The sequence below is a fragment of the Planktothrix sp. PLAVEN19ND genome, assembly GCF_057220675.1.
In genome coordinates, this window is the sequence record NZ_CM170132.1 from 3,518,501 (window position 1) to 3,532,810 (window position 14,310).

General features: G+C 39.4%; 15 protein-coding genes. 6 read left to right on the top strand and 9 right to left on the bottom strand.

Features of this window, described 5'->3' with window-relative positions:
• Positions 1–2: 2 nt before the first annotated feature.
• Complete coding sequence (locus tag AC2D3N_RS15435) at positions 3–2,510, bottom strand: VIT domain-containing protein (RefSeq protein ID WP_484691395.1); 2,508 nt, start codon at positions 2,508–2,510, stop codon at positions 3–5.
• A 275-nt stretch (positions 2,511–2,785) separates the two neighbouring features.
• On the opposite strand from AC2D3N_RS15435, the gene lpxB reads away from it, so the two are divergent.
• Positions 2,786–3,985, top strand: a complete 1,200-nt coding sequence (gene lpxB, locus AC2D3N_RS15440) for a lipid-A-disaccharide synthase (protein WP_484691396.1) — start codon at positions 2,786–2,788, stop codon at positions 3,983–3,985.
• Between the two features lie 205 nt (positions 3,986–4,190).
• Here lpxB and AC2D3N_RS15445 read toward each other — a convergent pair whose 3' ends face one another.
• Together AC2D3N_RS15445 and psbX are read right to left on the bottom strand one after the other, a co-directional pair.
• Positions 4,191–5,039 (bottom strand): Ycf66 family protein, encoded by an 849-nt coding sequence (locus tag AC2D3N_RS15445; protein ID WP_079681518.1) that lies wholly within the window; start codon positions 5,037–5,039, stop codon positions 4,191–4,193.
• Positions 5,040–5,239: 200 nt separating this feature from the next.
• Positions 5,240–5,359: a photosystem II reaction center X protein gene (gene psbX / locus AC2D3N_RS15450; RefSeq protein WP_071782561.1), complete on the bottom strand. Its 120-nt coding sequence runs from the start codon at positions 5,357–5,359 to the stop codon at positions 5,240–5,242.
• Positions 5,360–5,520: 161 nt separating this feature from the next.
• On the opposite strand from psbX, the gene AC2D3N_RS15455 reads away from it, so the two are divergent.
• From AC2D3N_RS15455 to AC2D3N_RS15465, 3 genes are all read left to right on the top strand, one after another.
• Positions 5,521–5,802 carry a YggT family protein gene (locus AC2D3N_RS15455; RefSeq protein ID WP_079681519.1) on the top strand — a complete coding sequence of 94 codons (282 nt, stop codon included), beginning with the start codon at positions 5,521–5,523 and terminating at the stop codon, positions 5,800–5,802.
• Positions 5,803–5,976: 174 nt separating this feature from the next.
• Complete coding sequence (locus tag AC2D3N_RS15460; RefSeq protein ID WP_484691397.1) at positions 5,977–7,812, top strand: tetratricopeptide repeat protein; 1,836 nt, start codon at positions 5,977–5,979, stop codon at positions 7,810–7,812.
• 292 nt (positions 7,813–8,104) lie between these two features.
• Positions 8,105–8,599, top strand: a complete 495-nt coding sequence (locus AC2D3N_RS15465; RefSeq protein ID WP_484691398.1) for a hypothetical protein — start codon at positions 8,105–8,107, stop codon at positions 8,597–8,599.
• Here AC2D3N_RS15465 and AC2D3N_RS15470 read toward each other — a convergent pair.
• Positions 8,596–9,081 carry a hypothetical protein gene (locus AC2D3N_RS15470; protein WP_079681522.1) on the bottom strand — a complete coding sequence of 162 codons (486 nt, stop codon included), beginning with the start codon at positions 9,079–9,081 and terminating at the stop codon, positions 8,596–8,598. The two genes, AC2D3N_RS15465 and AC2D3N_RS15470, sit on opposite strands and share 4 nt — an antisense overlap.
• Positions 9,082–9,188: 107 nt before the next feature.
• Here AC2D3N_RS15470 and aroA point away from each other — a divergent pair, with 107 nt between their 5' ends.
• Complete coding sequence (aroA, locus tag AC2D3N_RS15475; RefSeq protein ID WP_484691399.1) at positions 9,189–10,538, top strand: 3-phosphoshikimate 1-carboxyvinyltransferase; 1,350 nt, start codon at positions 9,189–9,191, stop codon at positions 10,536–10,538.
• A gap of 162 nt (positions 10,539–10,700) precedes the next feature.
• Here aroA and AC2D3N_RS15480 read toward each other — a convergent pair whose 3' ends face one another.
• The 5 genes from AC2D3N_RS15480 to AC2D3N_RS15500 all read right to left on the bottom strand — a co-directional run bounded on the left by AC2D3N_RS15480 (position 10,701) and on the right by AC2D3N_RS15500 (position 13,134).
• Positions 10,701–10,961 carry a type II toxin-antitoxin system RelE family toxin gene (locus AC2D3N_RS15480; protein WP_484691400.1) on the bottom strand — a complete coding sequence of 87 codons (261 nt, stop codon included), beginning with the start codon at positions 10,959–10,961 and terminating at the stop codon, positions 10,701–10,703.
• A gap of 4 nt (positions 10,962–10,965) precedes the next feature.
• Positions 10,966–11,196, bottom strand: a complete 231-nt coding sequence (locus tag AC2D3N_RS15485) for a hypothetical protein (protein ID WP_484691401.1) — start codon at positions 11,194–11,196, stop codon at positions 10,966–10,968.
• 71 nt (positions 11,197–11,267) lie between these two features.
• Complete coding sequence (locus AC2D3N_RS15490) at positions 11,268–11,546, bottom strand: type II toxin-antitoxin system RelE family toxin (RefSeq protein ID WP_484691402.1); 279 nt, start codon at positions 11,544–11,546, stop codon at positions 11,268–11,270.
• Positions 11,536–11,739: a hypothetical protein gene (locus AC2D3N_RS15495; protein WP_484691403.1), complete on the bottom strand. Its 204-nt coding sequence runs from the start codon at positions 11,737–11,739 to the stop codon at positions 11,536–11,538. Before AC2D3N_RS15495 ends, AC2D3N_RS15490 begins: the two co-directional genes overlap by 11 nt.
• Positions 11,740–11,775: 36 nt before the next feature.
• A complete protein-coding gene (locus AC2D3N_RS15500; protein WP_484691404.1) occupies positions 11,776–13,134 on the bottom strand; it encodes a helix-turn-helix domain-containing protein in 1,359 nt (452 codons plus the stop codon).
• 206 nt (positions 13,135–13,340) lie between these two features.
• Between AC2D3N_RS15500 and AC2D3N_RS15505 the strand changes: the two genes are divergently transcribed.
• Positions 13,341–14,309 (top strand): hypothetical protein, encoded by a 969-nt coding sequence (locus AC2D3N_RS15505; RefSeq protein ID WP_484691405.1) that lies wholly within the window; start codon positions 13,341–13,343, stop codon positions 14,307–14,309.
• The last annotated feature ends 1 nt before the right edge of the window (position 14,310 follow it).

Genomic DNA, 14,310 nt, shown 5'->3' on the forward strand with positions numbered 1-14,310 from the left:
ATTTAGGATTTTGTGGCTTTTAATTCTAAGGTGATTTTGAGTTTTCCGGTTACGGGGTTAGACGGTTGCCAAGTTAGGAGCGATCGCCGAATTTGATCAATAATCATCGCCTGTTTGAGATTATTCTCTAAATCCAGATTAGAGTCAACATCATCAAAAATGGCTCGTTGGACATTCCCTCGATCAATGATCATTTCAAAGGTCACTTTTCCATTAATTTCATCGGCTAAATTCAACCCTTGGAAATAACGGTTGAGGTCATTAATTAGGGTGCGATCGCTAATTCCCGTAACTTCAACAACTGTTATTTTTACCGGACTATTTCCAATTAAATTAATATTTGTGGGTTCCGGGCTTATTCCCCGAACGGGAGGGGGCGGTGGCGCAATTTCTGGACTACGTTGACTGCCATAATTATTATAACCAGATGCAGAACGAGTTGGCCCGAAATTAATAGCAGCAGATGAGGGTAATTGAGTGGGCTTGGCTGCGTCAAAAATACCGCCATAACTCACCCCTTGGGGCAATTCTAGGGGAACTTCTACGGTGTGACGAGTTCCATTGGGATCGACCCGAACTTCTTCGCTCACGGCGACAAAAGCGGTATATTCAGACAGTAATTGATAGGCTAAAGCGGTGCGTGTTACCCCTTCAACCCCCGATTTTGTTTCCCCAGAAAACATTTGATTCATCAGGTCTTTAATTCTCGCCCGCCCCCACAATTTAGCAATGGCAATGTTACCCGATTCGTTATTATTGATCTCAGGAAAATTAACGGGTAAGGTTTGTTCATAGCGATCGCCTTTTGCAGTTATTCCGGTAATTTTTAATAAGCCATTGCGACGATCTAATTTACGTCCAAATAAGACTAAGGGTTGATTATCAAACAAATCCGATAAGCTGACCGGATAAATTTCTGGTTTTAATCCTTCTCCTTGCCAACTGATTTCAATATCTGTTAGAATGGGGCTATTAATTTGTCTAAAAAAGGTTTCTACAACAGCTTCTGTGGCTTCATCTTGACGCACAATTTGGGTTGTTCCCCGGCCAATTTCTCCCAAACGATTGAGTAAAAATCTATTTACAGAACTTCCCACCCCAAAGGCATAAAATCTATTTCCGGGTTTAAGTTTATTTTGAACTTCTGCAATCACTTCCTGATCATTTCCAATATATCCATCTGTTAATAGAACAATACTGCGTAAGCGACCCTGAGAGGGAGAGGGAAACTTCATAACCGTCTGGATTCCATTTAATAATTCCGTCCCGCCATTAGCTTCTAATTGATTAATATAATTGATCGCTTTTTGTCGGTTATCTGGGGTATTTTCTAAGGGAGTTTCTGATAAAGTATTGGTGGTATTAGCAAAATCAATAATATTAAAGGTATCTTCGGGATTTAATCCTTGAATAAATCGTTTCATTAATTCTTGAGATTTTTTAAGCGGATCTCCTTCTTGGGAACCGGAAGTATCCATCAGAAAAATAACGTCTTTTGGAATAATTTGATTCGGATTATAACGAATTGCAGGTAACAAATAGGCGGCAAAATGTCCCCCCTGTTGATTCGCTTCTGTTAATACCGTTGCTCTTGTATTTTCTCCTGAAATTTGATATCTTATAATTAGATCTTTATTAGGAATTTGATCGGATTGATCTAAACTAACAAATATCCGATTTCCCTGCTGTTGGGTAATAATTTTATGGGAAGTTGAACGCACATTTTCAATCGAAACTCCGGCATCAATTTCCAGATCAACTTGAATTTTATGGGGGGATTTTGTCTCTCGGTCAATAATAGGAGGCGTGATTCGATCCGCATCGGGAACCTGATTAGTATTGGGTTGATTTTTATTAATTAATTGACCGGGAATATAACGGGGGCCAACCACCATGGGAAACACAAATTCATAGTTTCCTCCTTCAAATTTTAATTGATCAATATAGCGAATAGTTACGGATATTTGTTCGCCGGGTTGAATATTAGCAAGAGATTGGGTAAAGATATTATCTCGCTCCTGCTCTAATAAGGCGGTAGTGCGACCTTGATCTTTTGCCCGTTGATAGATTTCCTTCGCGTCTTCTCGGGTTTCAATTCTGGATTTGATGGTGCGATCGCCGATTTTAATTACCATCTGATCAACGGCGGCTTGATCAGGGAGAGGAAATACATAAATCGCTTCTAAAGGTTCTTTAAATGGATTTTCAAAGGTTTGAGAAACTTCAACCTGTGAAACATTCCCGGAAATTTTAGCTTTAACTTGGGTTTGTTTTAGGGGAAAAACTTGGCTTTGAGTTGCAGACTGAACATATAAACCCCCTAATGGTTTTTCCGAGAGTTGTTGAGGAAGTTGTGCTAATTTCAACCCTGAAGATTGACGATTCAACTGTTGAGGTAAACTAGCAAAAGTTGGGGGTGTATTTCCAATAAAATTCAAACTACTAAAAATCATAATTCCCAAGGAAAGTCTGGCTATCGTTGATAAAGAGTTCATAAATAAAATTGTCATTATTTTAGTTAGACTATCAGTTAGGTCTACTGACTAAGACCCAATTCTGAGTATAAACGTTCCTGAGCCAGATCACTTTTTGAGATTCCCAAGACTCCTGTAGGAAAAGCTAAGTTTGCTGTCTGTGAGTGACGATTGTATCGTTTTTTGCCGCGTCTGAATCATCAGATTTTTAGGAAAATCCAGCAGGGACTCAATAAACGGCTATAATCCATAGTGAGGTTATTAATAAAACGGCTCTAGTCCGTCCTCAAGTTATTAATTATTGATTTCTAATGCTGGCAAATAAACCCCCAATTCGGATTTTTATTAGTACGGGAGAAGTCTCAGGCGATTTACAAGGATCAATGTTAATTGAAGCTCTGTTAAGACAAGCCAAAAACCAAAATATCTCTACAGAAATTATAGCATTGGGTGGGGAAAAAATGGCCGCAGCCGGAGCAATATTATTAGGAAATACTACAGGTATCGGTTCCGTTGGGCTTTTAGAATCTATCCCTTATATTATTCCGACTTATTTAATCCAGCAAAAAACCAAACAATATTTAAAAAGTCATCCTCCCGATATTGTGATTTTAATTGATTATATGGGGCCGAATATTGGCATCGGAAATTTCATTAAAAATCACTTCCCCCAAGTGCCGATCTTCTATTATATTGCACCGCAAGAATGGGTGTGGTCATTGGGTTCAAAGAGTACGGAACAAATTGTGAAATTAAGCCACCGAATTTTAGCGATTTTTCCTGAAGAAGCCCGTTATTTTCAATCAAAAGGTGCTCAGGTAACTTGGGTGGGTCATCCCTTATTAGACCGGATGAAAACGGCTCCCAGTCGAGCAGAATCTCGGATCAAATTAGGGATAGAACCGGATGAAATTGCGATCGCGTTACTTCCGGCGTCCCGATGGCAAGAAATCAAATATTTAATGCCGATATTGTTGGAAGCAGCACAACAAATTCAAGATAAAATTCCTGGAGTTAAATTTTGGATTCCGGTGTCTTTACCCGAATATGAAAATGCCATAGAAACAGCTATTAAAAACTATCAATTAAATGCGGTTTTAGTTTCAACAAAATCAGGAAATTGTCAAACCTTAGAAGTGATATCCGCCGCTGATTTAGCAATTACCAAATCAGGAACCGTTAACTTAGAAATTGCCTTATTAAATGTTCCCCAAGTTGTGGTTTATCGGGTGAGTAATTTAACCGCTTGGCTGGTTCGTCGTTTCTTAAACTTTTCAGTTCCGTTTATATCCCCTACCAATTTAGTCCAAATGCAAGCCATCGTGCCTGAACTGGTACAAGAAGAAGTAACCCCTAAAAATATTGTTAGAGAGGCGATAGAATTGCTAACTAATCAACCCAAACGACAGGAAATATTAAATCGCTATCAACAGATGAAACAAGCATTGGGAGAGGAAGGAGTGTGCGATCGCGCGGCGTTAGAAATCCTGAATAATGTAAAATTGAGATAAGATAAGATAATATAATATTTAAAATGAGGATTACGCAGATTAACCCTGCCCTCGACTTGATTGGGGGACAGATTAAAAATCCGTGAAATCCGTGAAATCCCTTTAAATCCGTGATCCCTATTTTAAAAAAAATTAGGAACTAGGCAGGGAAACAATATAACCCTAATGCCTAATTCCTAAACCCTTGATTAATTTTTTAGGGGTTTTATCTTTCAAAATTGGAAGAACTATCAACCTCATCATCAGAATAGTCTACGGGTCGATATTCAACATAATCCGTTGAATTATCATTCGGACGGCGATCTTCAGAATAGCGATATTCCGAAGAAGCAGAGGGACGACGGCGAGACCGTGGTGCATCAGAAGCAGAAGTTGTCCAATCCTCTCGATCTACCGCAGGCGCTGCGGGAGGACGGTTAGAGCGACTTTTGGGAGGTCTTTGTTGCCGTTCTCTAGGGGGTTCTCCCCAATCCGAGGTCGGTTCTGGACGAGATTCTGGACGAGATTCTGGACGAGATTCTGGACGGGGACGACGTTTGCGAGGACGCTCCTCCGACGGCGGGTAGTCAACGGTGCTACTTTTGCGACTAGAGGGACGCCGACGCACCGAATCATCCTCATAAGCATCGGCTCGGCTCAAACGAGTATCACGACTCCCGCGAATTTGACGGGCCATTGGCTGATATTCTCCCGTTGGTTCGAGTTCGTCCAATTCTGCATCCACCCGATAAACGTCACTGACATAGCGTTCATCGTCTACAATTGGCCCTCGTTCCTTAGCTTGGACAACAGCAATTCCTCTGAGGCGAACACTTTCCACCGCAAAGAAAACTGCACTTCCAGTTAATAAAAATTGACCAAAGGCTAGAATTGGATCAAGTCGCCATCCTTGAAATAACAGAATCCCGCCACAGAGTAAGGCAATGGCGGCAAAGAAAATATCATGATCCCGTGCTAGTTTTGGCCGCCAAGAACGCAGGAAATATAATCCAGCACCAGAAACCGCGAGGGCAATCCCCACTAAGCTGCTGAAATTTAAACCTAAATTAACCATTATTTTTTCTCCTATGCCAGTCCTATTTTAGCGATTTCTTTTTAAAATCTCTAATCACCGACGCTTGGGGCTGGGTATTTTGGCAAAAATAAACATTAGGGGCCATCGATTCAGATAAAATTCTGATTCTTAGCCCCTAAGTCTATAGGTTCAAGCAGGATTTTGGCAAGTCTGCCTAGACCCGTTTCCAGATCACCAGTCTAGGAACGAATGACTTTATCTTTTTTGCTGATAAAGAGCAGACCGACAGTTGCAGGAATTACCACAATTAGGATTCCAGCCAGCAAACTATAGAAAAAGTTCATTAATGAAGGTGTCATAACAAATGTAATCCTTGTCTTAGATTGATTTCTTGGTTTACCAGTTTAACAAAATTTCACAATATTGAGAAGACATTCCTCTATTTATGAGAAAATTTCCCAAAACCGCTAAAATTGATCTGATAAACAGTAACAAAACTTAAAATATTTTTTCTGATCCTATGGATACAACAACGATTTTAACGTGGGGTTTAGGTTTAATTCTGGGTTTGATGACCTTTTTGTTTATTTTCCGAATCGTCCTCACCTGGTATCCCCAAGTTAACCAGCAGCGTTTTCCCTTTAACCTAATTGTTTGGCCCACCGAACCCTTTTTAGTCCTTACCCGCAAAATAGTTCCCCCAGTAGGAGGAGTAGATATCACCCCGATTATTTGGGTGGGACTATTTAGTTTGTTACGAGAAATGCTCCTCGGTCAACAGGGTTTATTAAGAATGATGTGAACTCCCCAACAAACAGGAGGATAAAACAGATATTTTCCTTTTCACCCCAAAGGGTGAGAGGTTAACCTTTGAATATTAGTGGATCAGGATTTAGATCAAAACGGTGTATTATGTCCGAAGATCCTGGTCGTTTTGCCCAGAATCCTAATAACAACTATATTTCTAAGTCTATTTATGTTACGCCGAATTATTCAATTTTTCAAACGACTGATTCAACGGCTGTTCGGGAAGCAACCTACTCCTCCATCGCCCTCCGTCCAGACGACTCCAACTCGGACAGATACGGAATATGAAGCCCTATTTCTGCAACTGTTAGACACCTTACAACCCGCCAGCAGTCGGGGACAAATTAAGGGATGGTTGATAGGTAATCGGGTGCAAGAAACGGAGTTAGTGGCTTGGTTGGAACGGTTTGGAACTCGTTTACAGGAAACACCCAGTCAACACGAAGAACTCGCACAACGCCTGGTATTTTTAGCGAGTCTGGATGTTGGGGATTTAGGAGATGTGGCGGGAAGTATTGGGAGAAGCATTTTAGCTCAATTAACTTCAGAAGCTGAGGTGACAACTTCAGATATTAATGAGATTAAACCGATCATTGATGCAGAATTTATTGAGGATGGATTGAGGGTTGCTACTCCGGTGAATCCTTCTAATAATATTGAGGTTTCTCCGATTATTGATGCGGAATTTATTGGGGGTGGTGTCACCACTTCAACAGAAGAAGAAACTCCAATAGTTGACGAAACTCCCATTAGTTACCAACCGGAAGTTATTCCCGAAGAAACTCCAATAGTTGAGGAAACTCCCATTAGTTACCAACCGGAAGTTATTCCCGAAGAAACTCCAATAGTTGAGGAAAACCCCGTTAGTTACCAACCGGAAGTTATTCCCGAAGAAACTCCAATAGTTGAGGAAACTCCCATTAGTTACCAACCGGAAGTTATTCCCGAAGAAACTCCAATAGTTGAGGAAACTCCCATTAGTTACCAACCGGAAATTATTCCCGAAGAAACTCCAATAGTTGAGGAAAACCCCGTTAGTTACCAACCGGAAGTTATTCCCGAAGAAACTCCAATAGTTGAGGAAAACCCCGTTAGTTACCAACCGGAAGTTATTCCCGAAGAAACTCCAATAGTTGAGGAAAACCCCGTTAGTTATCAACAGGAAGTTATTCCCGAAGAAACTCCAATAGTTGAGGAAACTCCCATTAGTTACCAACAGGAAGTTATTCCCGAAGAAACTCCAATAGTTGAGGAAAACCCCGTTAGTTATCAACAGGAAGTTATTCCCGAAGAAACTCCAATAGTTGACGAAACTCCCATTAGTTATCAACCGGAAATTATTCCCGAAGAAACTCCAATAGTTGAGGAAACTTCATCGGAGGTTAAAGAATGGTTCGAGCAAGGAATTAAACAAGATGAAGCTGGAGATTTTCAGGGAGCTTTAGACTCATTTGATCAAGTGCTTAAACTGCAACCGAATCATATTTGTGTTTGGTTTTATCGAGGTAATACCCTCAGAAATTTAGGCAGAATTGAAGAAGCCTTATCCTCCTTTGAACAGGCGATTATCCTACAACCCGAATATGCAGATGCTTGGAATAATCGAGGTAGTGTTTTAGAAGTTTTAGGGAATATGGAAGAAGCCTTAAAATCCTATCAACTTGCCGTTGATTTGCAACCAAATGATCCCTATATTTGGAATAATCGAGGAAACGCTCTATCGGATTTAGGACGATTAGAAGAAGCCTTAGAATCCTATCAACAGGCTATTCAATTAGAGCCTAATTATTTTAATGCTTTATATAACCAAGGCATTTCACAACTCAATTTAGGAAGATTAGAAGAAGCCTTAATTTCCTTTAATCAGGCGCTGGAATTGCAACCGGATGATGCCGATGTTTGGTATAATAAAGGTCTGACATTACAGGATTTAGGACAAACAGAAGCAGCCGTTGCAGCCTTTGAAAAAGTCAAAGAATTACAACCGGATGAAATCGAAGGTTAAACTGGTAGGGGTTGGGTCTCCCAACCCTCTTGGGCTGTGGGTTTAGAGAGAGGCTACCCTACAAATTTCATCACAAATCCTACAAGGATTACTATTGCTGTGGTATTTTGTGGGGGATTTCATATATAGCAGTTGCCACATCTATTAGGACATTCTTGAAAGCTAAAAGCTACTTATAGTAAGTATTTACCTATTGCCCATTGCCCATTCCCTATTGCCTCTTGCTATAAAATGCGATCGCTATCCTTCCAAAACACCGGACAATAATTAAGGCTGAATATCCTAAAATATTGTGAAACTTTTTGACGAAATTCGTTTTAACCCCTATTTATTAAAGATCGTGACCGTGGTTGCGATCGCATTTTCCCTAAACAGTTGTAGCAGTAAACCCGCCGACTGCATCAAACTAATCGGTATGATCAATGAAGGTCAAACCTTAGTTGTCAATTTGAGTCCTAAATTAGATGGGAAAACCACCCAACAACTGTCTCAAGAATTAAACAGTATTGCCAAGGAGATAGAAACCCTAACCATTAAAGATCAATCCCTACAAACCTTTCAAAAAAACTCAACCCAACAGTTTAAAGACTTATCTAATAGTCTCAAACAAATCGCTGAAGCCCTAACCATTGCGGAGAAAGCCCCCGTTACTCCCGAAGGGAAAAAACAACTATTAGAAGCTCAACAAAAGGTCAAAGAAGCCGGAGAAAAAGCCAAACAAATTGTTTCCAACAACGAGGTATTATTCAAAGAATTAGTCAACTATTGCCCCAGTAAAAAACCCTAATGATGAATTTCCAGACTTAAAACATAACGACCCATTTGCAAATTTTCTGACCAGAGTTCGTATTCCAAACGCACATATTCCGGCAGAGGATGTCCGACCAATTCCAACTTCCGAGTAAAATTCCGCAGACGCAATTGACTGGCCATAGCTTGTAAATCCGTTTGTAAATAATAGCGACTCAAGCCATACATTCCCTGTTGCCATAAATGACGATAACTATATTTTCCCTGTCCCTGCATCGTCATCACCGCCCGATAGGGAGACACCTCCAGCCACAATAGACGGGGTTTCTGGGGAGGTTTTGCCGTTTCCTGGGGCAAAATATCAGGCTCCCATTCCACTAACGCCGGTTCATGTAACAATAAATGGAATTGATCTCGCTCCTTCTGATAGAGGGTTGCCGACCCCTCAATTAAAGAGCGCAGGGGTAAGTCTACGGCAACTAAAGACAGACTCACGGGGACGCGATAGTGTGTTAACATAACTCATCTCAATATTAGGTAAAATTCTCGATGTTTCCAATTTGCTTAGAGTCGAGAAAGCGGTAGGATCACTTTTAGAAATCAGTGGCCCAATCTAAAATCATAAAATGCAAGAGACTATCGTAACAACAGAAAATACAGAAACTGAGCAAATATTAACAATACACCCCCCCAAATCGGGATTATCCTTACAAGGTCGCATTCGCATTCCTGGGGATAAATCGATTTCCCATCGCGCCTTAATGTTAGGAGCCTTAGCCCAGGGTGTCACCACCATCGAAGGGTTATTGTTAGGAGCAGACCCCCGCAGCACCGCCCAATGTTTTTCTCGGATGGGGGCAGAAATTTCCGAGTTAAATTCCGAACGGGTAGAAGTCAAAGGCATTGGACTGGGTAATCTGCAAGAACCCCTGGAGGTTTTAGACGCCGGAAATTCCGGTACAACCCTACGGTTAATGTTAGGAATACTCGCCTCCCACCCCGGACGATTTTTTAGTGTTACCGGGGATAGTTCCCTGGTACGTCGGCCCATGTCCCGGGTAACTAAACCCTTACAACAGATGGGGGCTACCATTTGGGGCCGTCAAGGGGGATCTTATGCACCCCTAGCGGTTCAGGGTCAAGCCCTGCGCCCGATTCATTATGTTTCCCCCATTGCTTCAGCCCAGGTGAAATCCTGTATTCTGTTAGCTGCGTTAATGACGGAAGGAGAAACCACTGTCACCGAACCCGCCCTATCCCGGGATCACAGTGAACGAATGTTAAGGGCATTTGGGGCTAATTTAACCGTTGAACCGGATACTTATAGTGTAACCGTTAAAGGCCCAGCAGAACTGCACGGTCAGCACGTTGTGGTTCCGGGGGATATTAGCTCGGCGGCTTTTTGGTTAGTGGCGGCGGCCATTGTTCCCGGGTCGGAATTAGTGATAGAAAATGTGGGGGTGAACCCGACTCGCACCGGAATTTTAGAAGCCTTAGAAAAAATGGGGGCGAATTTACAATTAGAGAATGAACGGACTGTGGCGGGGGAACCAGTGGCGGATATTCGAGTGAAATATAGTCAATTAAAAGCCTGTGAAATTGGGGGGAATATTATTCCTCGATTAATTGATGAAATTCCAATTTTAGCGGTGGCCGCGGCTTTTGCCGAAGGAACAACGATTATTAAAGATGCGGAAGAATTAAGGGTGAAAGAAAGCGATCGGATTACGGTGATGGCGACTCAAATGAGTCAATTGGGAGCTAAAATTAGGGAACGTCCCGACGGCTTAGAAATTACAGGGGGTTTTGCTTTAAAGGGGACAGAAGTTGATAGCGATACGGATCATCGCATTGCTATGAGTTTAGCGATCGCCGCTTTGAATTGTCAAGGAAAAACCACGATTCACCGCGCCGAAGCCGCCGGAATTTCCTACCCGAATTTCGTGGCTACGTTAACCGAAATTTGTACGGTTTAAAATTGTCTTAAAAACCAAGAAACCCGGTTTCTGATTATTTGAGAAACCTGGTTTTAATAAGAGCGATCGCAGTTAACCAAACCTGAGCATTATACTCAAAATAACCAGTATTTCACAATCAAATGAAGCAGAAACCCAATTTTAATGAGATGCTATTCAAGATTATTCATACACTTGACGGCGATGTGCAATCACAATAACTATAATGTGCTTTTTTTCCTCATTAATAGAATAGACAACTCGATAGTCTCCAACACGATAACGATAATATCCAGCTAACTCGCCTTTAAGGGGTTTAATATTAGGATGGTAACGAGGGGTAATTTTAATTGTATGAAAACAGCGATCTAACTTTTTCTGAAGGGAAGCATCTGCTTCTTCAAAAAAGTCCTGAGCTTCACTATTAATAATAATTTCATACATAAAATTAATATTTCCGTTTGAGTTTATCAACAGAAATCAATCGTTCTTCTAAAACATCTTCTTTGCCTTTTTCAAAAGATTCTTTAAACCCAGGAATTTTAAGTAATTCTTCTGTTGCTTCTTGACTTTCTTGTTCTGCTAAATACGATAAAAAATCCGCAGCTACCCTGAGTTTTTCTGGAGATAGCTGATCAACATACTGTTTAACTTGATTGCGAATATCGGTAACGTTCATAAATTGCTTTTGAATTGGGTTATTGTTTATTATATATTTTTTTTGGAGAATGCCATCCCTCACCCCTAAACCTACTTATAAACACCTCCTCTATAATCGATTTCATAAATCATTAATTCATCATCCTCAATATTGATTTTGAAGATCAGTCTAATTTTACCGATCCTAAATCTTAAAAATCCTTTCCAATCCCCTTTTAAATTCTTAATATCTAACTCTCGAAAAGGAATAAGCCCACTAACTTCAATAGCAGAAACTAACTCTTTTAATTTCTGCCTAATTCTTTCTTGTTCCTTATCAGATAAACTATTTAAGAATTTAACAGAATTTTTACTAAATTTAACTTTCATCCTTCACCCAATTTGTCATATCTACAAAATCATGTTCATCATATTTTTTAGGCGAATAAAAATTTTTACTAATTTCTTTCATCTCTTGATCACTGACATCAGGAATTAAAACTTGCATTAACGAGAGACGTTCTTCTCTAAGAACTTCTCGAATGCTTTCTTTCATGAGTTGTTTTAAAGTTTCCATTTCCATAAATGTAGAAAATAGATTGGTAAAATAAGTCTGACTTTATTTTATCATAGATTCGCGAATTTTAATATATTCTCGAATAATAGGAGATAAACTAAATAAAATCGGATCAGATCCTATAATTTTTATTAAATAGCGTCTCGTCAAAGAGTCTAACCCATTAATTAAATCCATTGACGATAATGATAGATGTTCTCTTAAATCTTCTCTGGATACAGGGTGATTATCCTGACTTAATTCTAAAATAATCTGTTGTTCAATGGGTGATAATCGCTCAAATAATTGACTTAAACGAGATTGAATAGATTCTGTTAAAATCAAGCTATTTTCTTTTAAAAAATCAGATACTTTACCTCCAAACAATTTTTTAATTAAATTCGCAATATCTTTTAAATAAACCGGATTTCCGTTATATAATTGAATCAGCGTTGCCCAACTTTCCTGATCTTGTAAACCATAGTTTTTCAGAATATCAATACTATCTAACCCTTCTAATTCCAAACACTGAACAGGATATAATTCTTCATCTAAAGATATCATTTCTTGGCATTTTTCCTGACTGATTAAAATTAAACTGCTTTGGTGTTCAGTTTCAGTGATCATTGTTAAAAAGGGTTGATAATCTCGATATTCACTTTTATATTGTCCGGCTGATTTTTCTTTAATAAATAATTCCTGCACGTCATCGAGGATGATTAAACATTTTTTATCACGAAAAAGATTTAAAATTTGAGTTAATTTATTATCAGCTAAAACAGAATCAGGATTAATACGGGTTAAAATTTCAGTCAGAATGCTATCTAAAGATGGGGAGAGTTTGATATTTTTCCAGATAATAATATCAAAGTGTTGTAAGTTCAGGTCAACAAATTGTTTAACTAGAGTTGTTTTACCCATACCATTTAATCCTAAAACTGAGATTAGACGGGTATTTTGTTCAATTAACCAGTGGGATAGGGTGTTAAGTTCGGTGGTGCGATCGTAAAAATAGGTTATTTTAGGAGCTATTGTTAAATCGTGATAACCTGTGCTTTCAGCTATTTTATCTTCATCATTGATAGATGGATTCTGATCAGTTTGAGGAGAAAAAGGACACCAAGTAATATTACTGTTTACTAAACCAACAAACTGAGGTGAATTTGTAACTCTTTCTAAAGTCCAACAAAAATTAGCTTTATTAACATCTTCTCCTATTTGTTCAGATAGAACTTTAAATAACTTGCGGCTAACATCTCCAATATAGTTTTTACTATCATACCCACATTCATCCGCAATTTGATTGTAAGTTTTTCCTTGCCAAAGTCCTTGAACAACAGCTTTTTCTAAATCGTCTAGGTGTTCTCCTGTTTTTTTCTGCACCAACTGATCCACCAACTGTAAAACTTCTGTAATAGTCATAAAGTCCAGGTAGAGTAATAATTCTAGCCATTGTAGCTTACTCGAAATCGATCAAATCAGTTCTTTTCAGATTTTACCTTAAAATTTGGTTACAAAATTTTAAGAAAATCAGTTTTTTTCTGATTGCGGAACTTCCTTGGTTTATGTCATTTTTGATGCTAGAGCAAAACATCGATCAAAACTAGAGGGATTCAAAAGTAACTCAGATGTCATCTACAAATCTCAGACAAGGGAATTTGTTTAAAACCCTTATTTATCAAGAGGAGTTAGACCATATCGCCGGATGGGTCGAGGATGATCCAGACTTAGAAACAGGTGGAGACTTGTTTGGGTTTTGGACTCATTCAGGTTTTCCTGTGATTCAGTTTGTTCTTGGGCCAGGAAAAACAAGCCGACATAATCCAGCCAGCTTTTATCAAGATAGAGAGCATCTGATAAAAGCTGGAGAAATTCTCAGAAGCAAACACGGTCTTCAGCATATTGGAGAATGGCACTCTCATCATCAGATGGGGTTAGCACAGCCTAGCGGTGGCGATGAACAAACTGTTTTTAACGCACTCAGGCAATACAATTTTCCTAAATTTTTGCTATGTATTGCTAACTTACGTCCACAAGCAGAAAGTTTTGGAAGAACTAAATATATCGTTAATGTTGGCTGTTTTTTGTTTACGGCTTCATATCCCCGTTATCAAGCAGGGGCTTGGGTGGTTTTACCCAATCACAGTCCAATTCGTAGAGATGTAAGATGGGGAGAAAATCAAATTTTATTCAACAGTCCCGGACTTAATAAAAACTGGAAGGTTGAGGAAACAACTTTAGAAACACAACCATTAGTATCTACTGAACCTATTGTCATATCAGAGGATATCTGGTATTCAACACCAAAAGGCAAAGCTTTATTGAAGGAAATTTTTGAAGGTTTAAATAGCCGTTATCAAAACTGTGAAATGTTACGAACTTCTTCAGAAGAAATCTATTTCACCTTTGAAATCAAAAATAATTCCCTAACTGACAAATGGCGGATTGATTTTCCCCATAATTTTCCTCAAGATTCACCTCAAGTTGATGTTAATTATTCTAAACCTGCTGGAATTCAAAACTGGCACGGAGATTTTCAGCAGCTAGAGCAAATAGAAGCTTGTATCGGACGTCATTATAAGGGGCAAAGGGGATAAG